The sequence below is a fragment of the Streptococcus sp. SR4 genome (assembly GCF_000517725.1).
In the GTDB taxonomy this organism is placed as follows: Bacteria; Bacillota; Bacilli; order Lactobacillales; family Streptococcaceae; genus Streptococcus; species Streptococcus salivarius_F.
In genome coordinates, this window is the sequence record NZ_AZYW01000019.1 from 1 (window position 1) to 15,674 (window position 15,674).

Annotated in this window: 17 protein-coding genes and 3 pseudogenes; 14 read left to right on the forward strand and 6 right to left on the reverse strand. The window is 31.9% G+C overall.

All coding sequences use genetic code 11. The features are described from left to right. Nucleotides 1-133 precede the first annotated feature (133 nt). From HMPREF1519_RS02020 to HMPREF1519_RS10215, 8 genes and pseudogenes are all read left to right on the forward strand, one after another. Entirely contained in the window at nucleotides 134-475 is a 342-nt protein-coding gene (locus tag HMPREF1519_RS02020) for a helix-turn-helix domain-containing protein (RefSeq protein ID WP_037611093.1), read from the forward strand. A 5-nt stretch (nucleotides 476-480) separates the two neighbouring features. Then, nucleotides 481-666 (forward strand): helix-turn-helix transcriptional regulator, encoded by a 186-nt coding sequence (locus HMPREF1519_RS02025; protein ID WP_037611094.1) that lies wholly within the window; start codon nucleotides 481-483, stop codon nucleotides 664-666. A 22-nt stretch (nucleotides 667-688) separates the two neighbouring features. After that, the gene (locus HMPREF1519_RS02030; protein WP_037611095.1) at nucleotides 689-1,729 is read left to right on the forward strand and encodes a hypothetical protein; all 1,041 of its coding nucleotides are present in this window, start codon (nucleotides 689-691) and stop codon (nucleotides 1,727-1,729) included. Between the two features lie 93 nt (nucleotides 1,730-1,822). Continuing rightward, nucleotides 1,823-2,692, forward strand: a complete 870-nt coding sequence (locus HMPREF1519_RS02035; protein ID WP_037611096.1) for an ImmA/IrrE family metallo-endopeptidase — start codon at nucleotides 1,823-1,825, stop codon at nucleotides 2,690-2,692. Beyond that, complete coding sequence (locus HMPREF1519_RS02040; RefSeq protein ID WP_037611097.1) at nucleotides 2,692-3,393, forward strand: helix-turn-helix domain-containing protein; 702 nt, start codon at nucleotides 2,692-2,694, stop codon at nucleotides 3,391-3,393. The genes HMPREF1519_RS02035 and HMPREF1519_RS02040 overlap by 1 nt, the downstream gene beginning before the upstream one ends. Continuing rightward, a complete protein-coding gene (locus tag HMPREF1519_RS02045) occupies nucleotides 3,386-3,685 on the forward strand; it encodes a DUF5960 family protein (RefSeq protein WP_037611098.1) in 300 nt (99 codons plus the stop codon). The genes HMPREF1519_RS02040 and HMPREF1519_RS02045 overlap by 8 nt, the downstream gene beginning before the upstream one ends. 135 nt (nucleotides 3,686-3,820) lie before the next feature. Beyond that, nucleotides 3,821-3,964, forward strand: a pseudogene (locus HMPREF1519_RS10805) (ISL3 family transposase); the annotation flags it as partial. Nucleotides 3,965-3,995: 31 nt separating this feature from the next. After that, a pseudogene (locus HMPREF1519_RS10215) lies at nucleotides 3,996-4,337 on the forward strand (transposase); the annotation flags it as partial. A 187-nt stretch (nucleotides 4,338-4,524) separates the two neighbouring features. Here HMPREF1519_RS10215 and HMPREF1519_RS02050 read toward each other — a convergent pair. Genes HMPREF1519_RS02050 through dcm form a run of 3 tightly spaced genes read right to left on the reverse strand, consistent with a single transcriptional unit; the run spans nucleotide 4,525 to nucleotide 7,996 of the window. After that, nucleotides 4,525-5,547: a DGQHR domain-containing protein gene (locus HMPREF1519_RS02050; RefSeq protein ID WP_037611099.1), complete on the reverse strand. Its 1,023-nt coding sequence runs from the start codon at nucleotides 5,545-5,547 to the stop codon at nucleotides 4,525-4,527. Next, a complete protein-coding gene (locus HMPREF1519_RS02055; protein ID WP_037611100.1) occupies nucleotides 5,547-6,722 on the reverse strand; it encodes a hypothetical protein in 1,176 nt (391 codons plus the stop codon). The genes HMPREF1519_RS02050 and HMPREF1519_RS02055 overlap by 1 nt, the downstream gene beginning before the upstream one ends. Before the next feature lie 2 nt (nucleotides 6,723-6,724). Then, nucleotides 6,725-7,996 (reverse strand): DNA (cytosine-5-)-methyltransferase, encoded by a 1,272-nt coding sequence (dcm, locus tag HMPREF1519_RS02060; protein ID WP_037611101.1) that lies wholly within the window; start codon nucleotides 7,994-7,996, stop codon nucleotides 6,725-6,727. A 115-nt stretch (nucleotides 7,997-8,111) separates the two neighbouring features. Between dcm and HMPREF1519_RS02065 the strand changes: the two genes are divergently transcribed. After that, nucleotides 8,112-9,596 carry a MutH/Sau3AI family endonuclease gene (locus HMPREF1519_RS02065; protein ID WP_037611102.1) on the forward strand — a complete coding sequence of 495 codons (1,485 nt, stop codon included), beginning with the start codon at nucleotides 8,112-8,114 and terminating at the stop codon, nucleotides 9,594-9,596. Between the two features lie 61 nt (nucleotides 9,597-9,657). On the opposite strand, the gene HMPREF1519_RS02070 is transcribed toward HMPREF1519_RS02065, so the two are convergent. Then, a complete protein-coding gene (locus tag HMPREF1519_RS02070) occupies nucleotides 9,658-9,963 on the reverse strand; it encodes a hypothetical protein (protein WP_037611103.1) in 306 nt (101 codons plus the stop codon). A gap of 511 nt (nucleotides 9,964-10,474) precedes the next feature. Between HMPREF1519_RS02070 and HMPREF1519_RS02075 the strand changes: the two genes are divergently transcribed. Further along, complete coding sequence (locus HMPREF1519_RS02075) at nucleotides 10,475-12,196, forward strand: ATP-dependent nuclease (protein ID WP_156024867.1); 1,722 nt, start codon at nucleotides 10,475-10,477, stop codon at nucleotides 12,194-12,196. Nucleotides 12,197-12,352: 156 nt separating this feature from the next. On the opposite strand, the pseudogene HMPREF1519_RS02080 reads toward HMPREF1519_RS02075, so the two are convergent. Further along, a pseudogene (locus HMPREF1519_RS02080) lies at nucleotides 12,353-12,747 on the reverse strand (DUF1643 domain-containing protein). 429 nt (nucleotides 12,748-13,176) lie between these two features. On the opposite strand from HMPREF1519_RS02080, the gene HMPREF1519_RS02085 reads away from it, so the two are divergent. The 4 genes from HMPREF1519_RS02085 (at nucleotide 13,177) to HMPREF1519_RS02095 (ending at nucleotide 14,780) form a co-directional block, all read left to right on the forward strand. After that, a complete protein-coding gene (locus HMPREF1519_RS02085; protein WP_037611104.1) occupies nucleotides 13,177-13,356 on the forward strand; it encodes a hypothetical protein in 180 nt (59 codons plus the stop codon). A 120-nt stretch (nucleotides 13,357-13,476) separates the two neighbouring features. After that, nucleotides 13,477-13,833, forward strand: coding sequence for a hypothetical protein (locus tag HMPREF1519_RS02090; RefSeq protein ID WP_002885732.1), 357 nt, complete (start codon nucleotides 13,477-13,479; stop codon nucleotides 13,831-13,833). 32 nt (nucleotides 13,834-13,865) lie between these two features. Beyond that, on the forward strand, nucleotides 13,866-14,204 hold the full coding sequence (locus tag HMPREF1519_RS10220) for a hypothetical protein (RefSeq protein WP_014635137.1): 339 nt from the start codon (nucleotides 13,866-13,868) through the stop codon (nucleotides 14,202-14,204). Between the two features lie 15 nt (nucleotides 14,205-14,219). Then, nucleotides 14,220-14,780, forward strand: a complete 561-nt coding sequence (locus HMPREF1519_RS02095) for a TIGR01440 family protein (RefSeq protein WP_022496082.1) — start codon at nucleotides 14,220-14,222, stop codon at nucleotides 14,778-14,780. A gap of 53 nt (nucleotides 14,781-14,833) precedes the next feature. Here HMPREF1519_RS02095 and treR read toward each other — a convergent pair whose 3' ends face one another. Further along, complete coding sequence (gene treR, locus HMPREF1519_RS02100) at nucleotides 14,834-15,544, reverse strand: trehalose operon repressor (RefSeq protein ID WP_022496083.1); 711 nt, start codon at nucleotides 15,542-15,544, stop codon at nucleotides 14,834-14,836. Between the last annotated feature and the right edge of the window lie 130 nt (nucleotides 15,545-15,674).

The following is a 15,674-nucleotide window of genomic DNA, read 5'->3' on the forward strand; positions in this document are numbered from 1 at the left end:
ATAATGCCGAAAGTTTGGCGTTATTATTTTTAAAACCGATATAACTATCAGCTATATTTAGATTATATAACTAATAGTTATATTTGTCAAGGGATAATTTGAAAAAAAGAAAAATATTTTTTAGAGGTTTAAAATGGAATTTTCGGAACGCTTAAAAGAACTTAGAAAACAAGTAGGACTAACGCAAGTCGATGTGGCAGAAAAACTAGGAATTTCGCAACCAGCTTATGCTTCATGGGAACGTGGAGTCAAAAAACCAACCCAAGAAAATCTAGTAAAGATTGCACAGATTTTGGGTGTATCAGTTGATTACCTAGTTGGTAACTCAGAAGAAAAATCAGATGAGTTGGATAATATTGAACTGCTTTTCCGTATGAATTCAAAGGGATTGACTGATGAAGAGAAGAAAGTTTTTAAAAAAGAATTAATTGAGTTTATGGAAGAACGGAAGAAAGCGTTTGATAAAGGAATGTGATTTCTATGAAAATAAAAGAATTGAGGCTTGAACGTGGTTTAACAAAAGTTCAACTGGCTAAGGAATTAGGTGTAAATAAAAGAACTATTCTTCGATGGGAACAAGATATGATGAGTATGTCTTTGAAAAATGCTGTAAAGGTAGTAGAATTTTTCGGGATTAGTTTGGATGAACTGGTACACCATGTGTGATTAAATGTATGGAGGAAATGAATTGAAAAAATATGACAAAGAAACCATTGCAAAAGTTTCTCGCGTATTTTTGGCAGATGATTTAAAGAAACGAAGCGAAAATTTAAAGTGTTATTATAATGCGTGCCAATATAAACCAATTGATTCTCACAGTATTCAAGAAGCTTTACTAAAAGAGACCATAGGTAAGAGTGGTCATGTTTATATGCAAACAGTACAGTCAACTGTGAAAAATTTAGGGCAAAATAGAGAAGAAATGTTTTCCAAAGTGCCAATTACACAATCTGGTGTTTTTCCAGGATTTTGTGGAGAGAAAAATGGCAAGTCTCACGATTCTAAATTGTTTAAATCAATCGAAATTGATAACGAGGTCAAGAAAACAACTATAGAACATTATGCCTTTATATATGCATATCGTGCGCTAATTTATCAAATGTGGTTAGAGAATACCTTAGCTTCAAAAATGACGGACGATATCTTAACTAAGGCGAAAAGTAATCAAGTTGTAGATGAAAATGTTCTAAAACATACAGTGGATATTGCTAGTCTAAGTATGGAATCTACTGATTCCTTGGAACAGTTTAATAGAATGAAAATCAAATTTGAAGGCTATATTAAAGAAGATGGTGAATTATCTGGTAACATATCAGATTCATTTAATATAGACGTTATTGAATTAAATGATTGGAAATTGGAATTTGCTGGGATTGGAGCTAGGTTCTTCAGCTGTTGTAAGTTTCCTATTTGTTATGGTTTAATCCCATCGCAATATAATAAGCCTAACTTGTTCTTTAGGGTATCAGCTAAGGATGATAGTTTTGCTCATAGTTTTTTAGGGGCAATATTATCTCAGAATCCAACAGGTTCTATTGAAAATCTAGTAGCATTATCAGGTAATATAATGTTATCAGAGGAGTTGTTTCAAAATCTTAGATCAAGTAAGGAGGGAGAATTACATAGATTGATAGATTTTATTGACCCTGATCAGAAGGAGAAACATTATAATCAATACGACCTAATAAGAAACCACGGTTTTCGTCTTTTTAGAGAATTCATTAATTAATCCAGTAGACAAAAGTCTACTTTTTTCATATAATAAAACTAAACCAAAATGGTTTAGTTTTGTCGTTTTCATACTTAAAGGAGGTATCTGTCTTTGAGTGAATTGTATACAAGAATAAGTAAGTCTACAAAACATGTGTTATACCAGTATATGAAAGATTATGACATTTCATTACTAAATTATAATTTCAACTACTTCTTTCAACACTGTATTCAAGAATATCAGATTCAAGTGGTTAGTCACCACTTCTCTAATCGTAAGATTGAAGGATTGACAGTAGCTGATGAATTGGGTATTAGTTTCTCTTATGAAAGAGATAACCCCAAAGTGAAACAAAACTTTACCTTATGCCACGAGTTAGGACATTTTATTCTAAAACATAACGGTTCTTATTTTGCGGAGTCTGTAGATAACCAAGAAGATATACTGGAACGAGAGGCTAATATCTTTTCGGCTGTGGTATTGATGCCAGATATTGTCCTTTTATCAAAAATCTACTATAATTGTGAGATTTTTCAACGAGTACAAAATAGTCTAGAAGTTTCTAAACAAGCTTTATTTTTTCGTCTTCTGGACTTTCTACGGGAATATTATCCTGGTAAAAATAATGAGATTAAACAAGCGGTTGAGACCTACATTGAAGGGAATAATGTCTTTATTTTTAGCTTGTTTCATAAGATTAGAGAACAAATTATAGAGGAATTCAATCAGTTTCAACCTTCCCTTATTAATCAGGTTAAGCAGAAAGTTAGAAAGGTAGGTTTTGTAACAAGCCAAGAATACCCAGGTTTATTAAATCAAGATAACCGGAAAGCAATTAAAGATAATAATGGCGATTTAAAAACATGGCTTGTTTATAACAAAGGAAAGTCGATTGCATATGTTTGGGATAAAGAAAAATTCTCAGATGAAGAAGCCAAGAAAAAAGCAGAATTACAGTTACTATTGATGCGAGGTAAATGATGTACCAATCAGAAAAACTAAAAGCTCGTAGAAAAGAGCTAAAAATGACTCAAAAAGATATTGCAGATCAGTTAGGAATTAGTTATCAAGCCTATTCAGCATGGGAACGTGGAGTAAAAGCACCATCTAAAGATAAAGTAAAACAGTTGGAAAAAATACTTAAAGTACCAAAGGGATATTTTACAGAAATTGAAATTGTTCGTCTGTATAATACATTGTCGAATAAAGGTAAAAATCAAGTAGTAGAATATGCTCGTGACTTGATGCAAAAAGAGAAAACTCAACAAGTAATATCTATTTCAGAAAATCTCTATGAATATCATGTTTACGAAAAGATGTCTGCCGGTATTGGAGCATCAGTTTATGATGATCGAAACTATGACACTGTTTATTTCAATGAAGAACTAGCTCATGATTTTGCCTCATGGGTTTCAGGAGATTCAATGGAACCCAAATATCATAACGGTTCAGTAGCTCTTATCCGTGAGACAGGTTTTGATTATGATGGTGCAGTTTACGCTGTAATATGTAATAACCAAACATATATTAAACGAGTTTACCGTGAAGAAAATGGTTTGCGATTAGTTTCTATTAATCCAAAGTACAGGGATATCTTTATCTCCTATGATGAAGATCCACGAGTAGTAGGAATTATTGTTGGGAATTTTATGCCGTTGAAAGAAGGAAGAAGAGATGGATAGAAGGAAACTATACGCAGGTGATTTACAAATAGATTACTTTTCTGAAAGCTACTCACATTTTGAGGAGGATTTTCAAAGGTATTCTAATATGAGCGTTCCACTAACATTTTTGACTGATGATATTCTTCGCACAATGGCACTATGTCACACTAACTATTTCAGATTAAATCAAGAAAATGCTAAAGATGGAAGAAATCATTATTTTGTTTTTAAAGTAAAGCAAAGAAAAGAGATGAAAAATGTAAGGGTATTTGAATATAGTCATCATTCTTTGAACATAGAACGAAATTAAAATTACGGAATGATGGCTCTACAATTTCTGTATTAGATAAAATTGTCGTAGAAATTATAGAGAACTTTAAGTGTGTACAATAAGTTTCATAAGAACTAAAATGAGAAGCAACCAAACCATCTTTATGAGGGTTTTATGAGATCTATTAAGAATGCCTCAGAATAATCGAAATTAAAGAACCTATTATCATTATTTTTTTAATTTTTGAAACTGATACTCAATATCGAAATTCAAGCAAAAATCGACTATCCTGCCCCCCTGCCTTCGTTATCAGGAAAAGATGATTAGACTTTCAAATACCTTCTGTTAAACTTTGATACCGCATGAAACCGTTGAGAAAACACTAGATTTGTCAGAAGAGCTCGCTAATTATTATGATTTCTATCAGCTTTTGCTTTTTCGCTTCCAAGAGAATGGAGTACATGAGTTCTTTGAACTCAGAGAGGAAAATAGGATTAAGGTTAATTATTACTTTCAAACTGTCTTTAGGACTTTCCTTAGACACAAACAACAAATCATAAACACACTAGAAACAGAGAATTAAAACGCGAAATTAGAAGCGACTAATAAGTTAATCAAAGACATCAAACGGATGGACTTTGGTTTTAGAAACTTCATCACTTTGAACAGACATAAAAAGAAGACCGATTAGGTCTTCTCTAGATGTTAGCTTTTCGTCACCCACTATACTTGAAAAATAGCTTTAGTTTTTTCTAACTGTTAAGATATAGTTTAATTTAAGTCTATTTCATCTTTTAAATGATAACTATCAGATGCGATATATAGTAGACAAGCACAGTAAACACATTCAATAAAATACTCAAGTTAGTAGATTGATATTACTCATCTATACTGTCTGTTAATATTTTTGAAATAATAGTATGACCAGCTCCGGAAGAGTAATTTGAATATTTACCATTTGGTAACCAATTTTCATAACTATCACTTGTTTTTTTAATTGCATTATGAATAATGTCAAGTAAATTATTTTGGTTGACATCAGATAACTTCAAATAATTGATTATAAACTTGGTAATTGCACTGGAACCTATGGTTCCCTGAATAATAGTATTTTTGTCCTCTTTAAATAGTTTTGGCCATTTATATTCGAATGATTTCCAAATATGATTTATTATTTGAGTACAATAGGTTATGTATTCATCTATTTTGGAAGAGTTGTCTAAATCAATAATGTTCTCACTGATTAAATAATTGACAATTGGCATATAAGCTCTGACAAATGTGTTAAGTGATATTAATTTTCCAGTAGATTTAGGAGTTCCCTCCCATGCGATGTTATTGAAATAGTATGAATCATCTGAAGAATTCATTTTACGAGCAGTTCCTACTAAAATATATTGTTTTTTTGCATTTTTACTATCATCCGAAGTACCAGAATACAATGTTTTTGCTATAAGTGCTAATGATGTATCAACTTTTTTTGATGTTTTGTTAATTGTTATAAATGTATCGACTTCTAATTTCATTGTTGGATTTATTAAAGTTATAACATTCATCTCGTAATCTTTAATGTTATTGAATAGAGTTGGATTATCTGTTCTTATTTGTTTAAACGCATTTACCCGATGTTGGCCGTCGACAATATATAACTTATCATCATCTCTTCGATTAGAACAAATAATGGGACTTGGAAAAATAAAGTTATGTTTTGTGAATTCGTCAGTAATATATTTTACAATTTTCGAAACATGTCTAGTGTTAATTTCACGTTGATAACCAGTAAAATCAGTAGGATTGAAAACATCAACTGCTGTCTTGTCTATTAATTCTGATATAGTAATACTCTCTGAGATTATTTCTTCTAACTCTGAATGCACTTGTTTAATTTTACTCTTTGTCATTATTTATACCTTCCTGTTTTAAAACCGAATTGTTCTAAACTTGTCAACAGTTCAGACTTATCTTCTGTAATTAGACTGTCTTTATTGTCGTCATCATCCTCATCATAATCATATAATAAGGAATCTTCAGTAATACTTTCATCTAGCCCCATATTTTTGATAATAGAAGATATTAGGATATTTTTAAAAGAAGTTTCTTCAGTTTTGTTAAAGCATTGCTGAAAAATTTTTTCAATAAATTCACTTTCGTTTGTATATAAAATTTTAGCTAATATAGTTTCTAATGTATCATAAGCAAAATTGTTCTCAAGATTTTCGATATTATAGTCTAATTTTGATTCAATATTTTTTTCAATTATCAGCTGTGCTAATAATTTTTCTAGAGACTCAATATCATTTAATAAGAAAGTATTGAAAAATATTGAATAGTAGTAATGAGAATTAAGAGTTGGTATCAGTTTCATTTCGTCCAGATAAATTGTAAATAGTTGTTTTAATAAGTCATCTTTTCTATAAATTTCCTTATTAATATTAAATAATTGTTGATCAACACTAGTGAGTATTTGCCATATATTCTCGACGCTTTTTTTGTTTTCATCTATTCTAAAATCAAAACTATTAGGCTTATAAATTGAACGATGTTCAACTTCTCCCCATAAATTATGAACCATAGATTTAATTTGGATTTCAAACCCAAACTTTATAGTGGGTTCTTTTTCTAAATTTATATGTCCTTGGAATTTTATTATTGCGTGACCATTTGATTGTAAATTTTTAGGATTTTGTTCAGCTTCTGGTATTACTATATTAGTTTGATTGTTTAAGAACTCTATTAGTGAGTTAGCAAGTGACTCTTCCTCATTACCAAACAATGGATTAATGCGAAAACCGATAAAATCAGGGAGGTTTTTGCAAAGAGTTTCCTTATTAGCTTGATGGTTACTATCATCGTAAGTCCATGAGCTTACATAGTTATTTCTAATTAGTTTATCTTTAAAACTAACATTAGTTTTAATTCTATTTTGTTTAGCAACCCTGATATCGGGGTTTTCTTTTAAAAATTTTTCAATGTATTCATTTAAAAAATCGTTTGCCTCGACAACTAAACCAGAGCTTACAACATCGTTAAATACACTTAACCAATTTTCAAGATGTTTACTTTCTTGTTTTTTCATTATTACATAATCTCCACTTTTTTTATATAATCACCAATTTTTCTAACAATCTCGGTGACCAATGCATTTCCCATAAAAAACATTCTCATTTTATCTGAAACTTCAACAACAGCTCCATCTTCTAGTTTTTTATACGCTGTCCAATCATCTGGGAAATCCTGAAGACGCTCAGCTTCTATAGGAGTTAGAAGGCGGTACTTATTATTTACAAATAGAAAATGTGTAGAGCGATTGACAGTTCCTTCAGATGTCAACATAGTCCGTCCTGGAAGGTTCAAATCATCATATGGTGACATTCCCCCCTCCGAGTAAATATATGTATGTCCATCAGCTGAGGTTCTTTCTAGTTTCTTCGGCCCTCTAAGATACTGAAATTTTTCTAGCTTAGCCTTATCCGTTAAAAAGTATTTATCAGGTACCTCAGTTTCATCTTGGAGAATTTCTCCTAGAGTAATAGGGTTACCATCGAAGTTGGCTGCTGTTTCAATAGAGTAATATTTCCCATGACGCATAACTCCAGTATTCCAAACCGTTCCTGTAAAGTTATCGGAAACAGCAACAATATCATCCTCAAGTTCATAGAAAACTTGGCGATTTTTAACAGGTGCTTGTTTTATTGGAAATTGAGTTGCAAATAATCCAGTTTGAAAAAGATAGTCATCATACTTATGTTCTTCAAAAACTATGTCCTCATTTTCATATTTGCTATCTAATGATTTCGCATATTTTGTGTCGTTTCTAAAGACGAAAAAGAAAACTCGCCGTCTTCTTTGACTTCTTCCATAGTCAGCTGCATTAATAACACGCCATTCAACTGAATAACCTAAATTATTGAACGCAGTAAGCATAATTGCAAAATCTCTACCTCGCTGTTTAGAAGGGGCTTTTAGTAATCGGTCAACATTTTCTAGAATTAAATATTTAGGTTTAATGATACGAGTTGCTCGTATAATTTCCCAGAAGAGTACCCCTTTCTTACCTTCAATACCTTGTTCATTTTTTTTACTACGTGCTACGGAATAGTCTTGACAAGGAAAACCGCCGACAATTATGTCAGCATCCATTGAGGCAAATTTTTCATCCGGAATATCTGAGATACTATATCCAATATTTTCACTATCAGGGAAGTGGTAATTGTAAACTTCAAAAGCATCTTGAGACTTACGAGAAGGTTCCCACTGATTACTCCATATTGTTTTGAAAAAATTTTTATCCGAGTTCTCTAGTCCAATTCGGAAACCACCGACACCAGCGAATAATTCTAAAACATTCATGTGTTTCTCCTGTGTATTCATTTTTTAATTATACAATAACTTTTCGTATTGATCAAGGGTTAAACATTGCTTTTGGTATAATGGTGATAGTACAAAAAGTATGAGAGGTTATCATATGGCAGATCACATATTTACAGAGGAAGAAGTAGTTCGTATTTTAGATAAGGTAGTTGGTAAAACTTTAGGTCAGATAGACAAAAACAACGTGTTCGATAAGACTAAAGAAAAGCCCAAAATTACAGGAATTGCAGGGGATGTTATTGAACAATCTGTCTTTGGCTATCAAGCGGATACCAAGCAAGAAGCAGACTTATTAATTGATGGGAGACCTGTAGAGCTTAAAACAACAGGGTTAAAAAAATCTTCTCCTAAAAGTAAAAGCAAATATGCTTTAGAGGCGAAAGAGCCAATGAGTATAACCGCAGTTTCTGTTGATAAAATTGGAAGTCAAGATAATTTTTATGAATCAACTTTATGGCATAAATTAGAGGAACTTCTACTTGTTTATTATCTTTATGATTCTGATAAAACAGTGAAAGCCTCTGAATATAGTAATTTTCCAATTCAAGGCTATCAATTCCTGATTTTTAGCGAAGAAGATAAAAAGGTTTTGGAAAACGATTGGAAAATAGTAAGAGACTTTGTTCGTAATGTTGAAAAAAATGCACTTGATAAAAGTATTGAATTCCCTAAAATTTCTAAACTGAGAACAGAAATGTCATATATGGATACAGCACCTAAGTATCCTCATCCACCAAGATTTAGACTAACTAGGAGTTATGTCTCTACAATTGTCCAACAACATTTGGGGAAAGATTTTAAACCACTTTACCCAGATAAAGAATTTACTAGTATAGAGGGGCTAAAAGATATTCTAGAGAAGTTAGGTAAACAATTTATAGGTAAAAGTATAAAAGAAATTGCTAACGAATTGAATGTGCCAATGAAACTCGCAAAAAATGGTAAAGTTTCAAAGAGCATATCATCAATTGTTGTAGCCAAGATGTTTAGTAAGAAAGCCCGAAAAATTGAGAAGATTGCATTATTCAACAAGTTTGGGATTAAGTCCAAGACGATTGTTCAAACTAGGAAGGGTGGTAGAACAGAAGATACAAAATTGTTGATGGTTGATTTCTCGGAGATAACTGATACTACTGTTCAATTTGAAGACAGCACATTGTATAGCTTTTTTTCAGAACAAAAAATTTTGTTTAGTGTATTTGAGGAAGTAAATCCAGATGAGTATGAAAGCAATGTTTTTAAAGGTTTTAAGTTGATTAGCTTTGAGGATAAATTTATTGAAGATACTGTTCGATTAGTTTGGGATAGAACACGTTCATTAATCTTAGATAATAAGCTAAAATTGGTTATCACAGAAGATAAAAATGGACAGCCTATACTTAATAAAAAAGGACTTATAGAGGAGGCACCTAATTTTCCCAAAGCAAGGGAATGTGACGTTTTCTTAAGAGGATCAGGGAAAGATTCAACTGAAAAAACTTTTGAGATTAACGGTTTAAGAATGTATCCTCAGTTTTACTGGATTAAGGGAAGTTATTTAGTTAAAATGTTGAATCAAACAGATTTTTTAGGCAAATAATATAGATAGTCTCCTATCACTTTAAAACAATAGGACGGATTCTAAGTGATTTTTCAATCATCTAATTGTGATAATATTCATCCTTTGTCGGTTCGATAACTTCTGTATAGAAATTTTCTACTTGAGATACAAGGTATCCTTTTGATGAAACATTTGTTTTCGTAAACAGTTCATTGAAAGAGTCTAATGATAATAAATCATTTGATGTGATATTGAATCGTTTTGATTTGCAGAGTGAAATAATATCATTTCCAAAATTACGAAGCTCGTCATTATATTGATTGTTAAAAAGGTTTTTTTGAATTAATATTTCAAAGTTTTTGACAAATTCATTTAAGTTTTCGAATAGTTCGTCTAAGTTTTGCATAGTATTTCCTTTCTATATATGTTCAGGTTTAATGCTAATTATAGAAATATTGTTTATGTTTATTGACTATATTAAAGGCAGAAAACGTAATAATTTGATTGTATTCACTTATCTAAAAGTAATTGGCTTAATTTTTAACAGTCTCTATATCCTCTCTAAAAGATAAGGAAAACATAATTCGCTTACTTAAAACTCAATAATAATTACCATCCTTGAAGTTAGTCTATTAGTCGAGCATATAACTATTTAAGCAATAGTTAAAGTAAAAACAGTAAGCCAAGTATTTTTTATAGAAAATCCCTTCCGTAGTTAACTTTATTTTATCAAATTATTGTTTCAGATTTGATGAGGACTTTGATAAAAAAGAAATAAATATAGATAAGTGTCATGTAATTAATGAACTTCTAAGCTTGCACTGAGTACAATATGCTATAATTTTGAAATATCAATTAATTTATTTGGTTAATGTACCGTTTGAACTTATTATAATAATTATTCAGAAGGAGGGGTAATGAATCACCTTAAATCGTTAAAACTCAAAAATTATAAGCACATAGGAGATTCTTATGTTGGCTTTGAAAAAATTGATAACTTTAATATATTGGTTGGACAAAATAACATAGGAAAGTCAACACTATTGCAGTCAATAGAAATATTGATTTCTGGGAATGATAGTAATCGATATATAACTGAGAATACGAAAGTGAGATTTAGTTTTTGTCCAGAAGAAGATGATATACAACTTGTGTTTAGAGACAATATGTATGGGGGTCATATTAGAGGTAATCATTGGGATTTTGGGAAAAAATATGTCGATAAGTGTCTGTCTTATGACTTTCAGCCCTGGAAAACTATAGGTGAACCTCAGATGGTGTTATCAGATATATCAAGTATCACTTTAGAGGAACTAAATAGGAACAAAACAATAGAAGAATTTACAGATTTGGCAAATAGATTCAGATCAAATAAGTTGAAAAGGCTAAAAATAATCAAATTATCTGCAGATAGAAATCTAATACCCGAGGTACAAAATGGTAAAAAAACTGTATCTGAGGACGGAGCCGGTGCAACCAATTTATTGAGGCAATACCTAAATGTAGCTAGTCTTCCAAATGAGATTGTCGAGGGTGATATTTTAGAGGCGTTAAACGAAATTATGAAACCGGAAAATAATTTCACTAGGATAATGTGCCAAGAAATTGAAACAACGGATACTTCTAATCCTATGTGGGAAATTTTATTAGTGAATGAAAATGGGAAAATTCCTATTTCAAGTTCTGGTAGTGGTTTAAAAACGGTCTTGTTGGTTTTGATAAAACTATTTTTAGAAACAAGGGAATATACAAGTAATAATTTTGAATTATCAATATGTAATTCTATATTTATTTTTGAAGAATTAGAGAACAATTTACATCCAACTATACAGAGAAATTTGTTTGAGTTTTTGTATCAATGGGCAATCAAATATAATACTCAAATGTTTTTAACAACTCACTCTACTATCCCAATAAATATATTCAGTGGAAAAGAGAATGTAACACTTACTCATATAAAAAAAGAAAATGGCATTATTGTGACTAATTCTGCACTTTCATTTATTGAAAATGAAGGTATATTAATGAATTTAGGTGTTCGAGCGAGTGACATATTACAATCTAACGCAGTAATTTGGGTTGAAGGCCCCTCTGATAGGATTTATATAAATAGATGGATTGAGCTATATTCAAATGGTTCTTTAAAGGAAAATGTTCATTATCAGATTTTGTTTTATGGGGGAAGATTACTTTCTCATTTAACTGGGGAAGTTAATGAATTTAATGAATTAATACAGCTATTTAGGGCTAATATTCATTCTATCATAGTGATAGATAGCGATAAAACTGGTCCTGGCAAACGAATAAATAAAACTAAGCAAAGAATTAAGGGTGAATTTAATAAAAATAATGCAATAGTATGGATTACAGAAGGTAAAGAAATAGAAAACTATTTATCAAAAAACATCTTCAAAAAAGTTTATAAGGTTGATAAACAAATAGGTAAGTTTGAAAAGATTGATGATTTTTTGAATGAAAATAGCAGAAGTAAGAATAAGGGAAGTCATTATGTTCAGAATAAAGTCTCAGAATCAATTGTAATTGCAAAGGAAATGGATAAGGAGGATATAGAAATTCTAGATTTAGAAAAACAAATCAGTAATATAGTAAGTAAGATAAAGTTATGGAATGGTTTATAGAAGGTTATAAAAAATATATCTGTAATATAGTTTCTTGTCACAAATGTAGAGGTTGAATTGAAACACGTAACAGTATATGGTGTTAAAAAAATGCTAGTTTCAAGCATCTTTCTTTTGTATTGATTTATATTGAAAACTTATTTCACCTCAGTAACTCTAAATTGAATAAGAGTTTATTGTATATAGGGAGATGGTTTTGTTTCCTTGGAAAAATAGAGTGGGTGATGTGGTGTACCATTTTTGTTTTAAACAATATAAGTTTGAGATTAAGGAAATAACTTCTTTGTCACGATTAAATTGTCTACTCGGATTTCCCCAACATGCAATAACTAAATCGGCTTCTGATGCAGATTTTTGAAGATAAAAATCACTATCTGACCCAATAGGATTACTTACATGATTAAGGATACTAGGATCAGTACTTCTAAAAGCAAAAAGGTTTGCCATCATTATTTTCCATATCCCCAACTTTTAGTGTAACTGACACATTTATTAATTGTAGGGTCGTCCTCTTTTTTATCAGCTGTAGAAGGATTCAGACCAATAAACAAAACTGTAGGTTTAGTATCATACCAATTACGAGAAAGTAAATAACGATATTTTCTATCTTCAAATAATACAGCCTCTTTTTTTATAATTAATCTCCTTTTTTCTTCTATTATAATACAAATGATAATTAGTTATTTAAAATTACCATATTAATATTTGAGGTAGTTTCCCTTATTCAATAGAACTTATACAAATTTTTTGAAATAAACAATTAGCATGAAACTTCTGGGTGTTGATATAAAGCTATTCTAAGATTAATTGAAACAAAACCTTGTTAAACCAGGTCTTACGATTTGTGGCAAATTTAGTTTAATATTTTGCCTCAAATTAGCCACACTTTTTATAGAACTAAGAGGAAAAATGAAGTTTTCATCCTATTAATATAGTTGTTTGAAATCTTAAATATAGCGTTTTACGATGTAATAGGAAGTATGGCGAATAAATCAACTATGTTCAGCAAACAAAGCTTAATTAGAGTATATAAGCTTGAAATGAAAGGGTTTGTCCAATATGGACAAGCCTTTTTCTTATGTTTTGCCACAGATTTGCCCTCGATTTCTAAATTTCAGTTCGTTTTGATTATAGATGTGGCGCAAACAAAGCTTAATTAGCTCAAAAAAATAGTTAGTATCTGCCAATTAATCTGTGATTGAGAGTAAACAAATTTTAAAGAGTGGATATGGCTTTGGTTGATAGATTCTATTTCCTAACTTTTTAAGATATGCTATAATATGAATATGTTTGATAATTATATTGTACCTGTATTTTTTGGTGGTGGAGCTCTTGCTCTACTAGGTTTAGTGTTATTTGGTTGGGCCTTGCCTTCATTTTTGAAGGGTAAGTGGTCTTATTTGATTTCTTTGCTAGGTTTAGGTTTGGTTGCTTTTGCCTATTTTGATTCGGCGATTGTTATCACTTATAAAATCTGGCTTGGATTGCTAGGTGTTATCATGGTTGGTTGGGGACTTCCTTTCAACAATCGTAAGGGACGCCGTGCGATGACTATTTTTTGGGCTATCATGGCAATCGTTGTAGGTATTGCTGCTATTGCATTCACTATTGCTTATGGTGTTATTAACCGCCACTAACATGAAACTGTAAAACATGCTATAATAATGGCATGTTTTATTTTATGACCCTATCATTTATTATCATGCCTGCCTTGGGCTGCTTCTTAATAGGCTTAGCTTTTGCTAAACCAGATCGTTGGGACTTTTCTTGGATTTTATCCTTAATAGGTTTGGCGGCCTTTATTTCTTCTTTTTGGCATATAGCACGTGTAGATTTATGGTTTATGCTAAGTTATAGTGTTGGTCCTTTTTTGATGGGATTTGGTTTCTCCTGGGACCTAAGTAAGAAACGCCGTAGGCAGTTATTATTATTAGGGGCATTTTTCCTTGTCTTTTTTGTGATTCTGTACTATCTTATTGTGCGAATCCTGAATACAGCTGTTGTCTAAAGGAGGGCTGTTGTGATGTTGCTAGATTTAGAAGAGAAGACACGTGTGCTTGTAGAAGATATTGTTGAACGTTCAGCTATTGGGAGAGGAGCTATCTTTGTCTTGGGATTGTCTTCCAGTGAGGTTGCTGGTGGGACTATTGGCAAAGCCTCTAGCCGTGAAATTGGCCAACGAATTGTGAAAACTATTCTTGAGGTTTTGGAACCTAAAGGAATTTACTTGGCTGTTCAAGGCTGCGAACATCTGAATCGTGCTTTGGTTGTTGAGCGTGATCTCGCCATGGCTAAAGATTTGGAAATTGTTAATGTTCTTCCAACCTTGCACGCTGGGGGAAGTGGTCAGCTGGCTGCTTTCGACTATATGAAGGATCCTGTTGAGGTGGAGGAAATTGTCGCTCAGGCTGGTATTGATATTGGGGATACCTCTATTGGTATGCATGTGAAGAGGGTCCAAGTTCCTCTTCGCCCTATTATTCCAGAATTAGGTGGTGCCCATGTGACTGCTTTGGCGAGTCGTCCTAAGTTAATTGGTGGCGCTCGTGCAGAGTATTTAGCAGATCCTATCCGTAAAAACTAAAAAGTATCGGACATTCTTGTCCGATACTTTTTCTGTTAGCAGAGCCCTTTCTTTCAATGGTGGCGCTTGGCATAATCAACGAATTTGAATTTTTCAAGTTTGTGGCGACTTTCCGTAAATTGGAACTGTTTTCCATTGTTTAAATAAACTTTTGAACGGACACAGACAACGTGCTGGTCCTTACCTAGGTCGATAAGAATCTTATCCTGATCGGTAGCATTATCGATAGTGATTTCTTTAAAGGCGTGGGAAATGCTAAGGTTGAGCTGATTCTCAATGTAGTCGTAAATAGAGTATTCAGCAATGCTACGGTTTAGTTGCGGAACAAGGCTGGCATCTAGGTAATCAATATCTATAACAGAGGCGCAGCTATCAACGACTCTTTGACGAACAACACGCCAGACCTGTCGGCTATTAGAAAGACCAGTTCTTTCTGAGAGTTTTGAATCAACAATGATTTTATCCAGAGAAATAACATTGGTTTGCGAATTAAGGCTTTGTTGTTCTATTAGTTCTTGGTAACTAGTAAGGTCAGACACAGGAAAGTTGATTTGTTCCTGGTTAATAACCTGAGAGCCAGAGCCATGAATCTTTTTGACCAAGCCTTCTTCAACGAGTAAGGTTAACGCCTTTCGTATAGTGTCTCGACTAACCTGGTAAGATTGAACCAATTCTTGCTCGGTGGGGAGAAAGTCTCCCACTTGATACTTTTGCTCATGGATAGCTTTTTCTAAATCCTTATAAATAATCTGATATTTTTTCATTTTTCTCCTCATTTGTAGGTAAAAAAACATACAACCGATGTTTTTTTACAAAAATATGTTAAAAAAATCCCGGAACACTTGCAGACAAATTTGTAATCGCTTACAATCAGTTTATCAAGTCAAATAGATA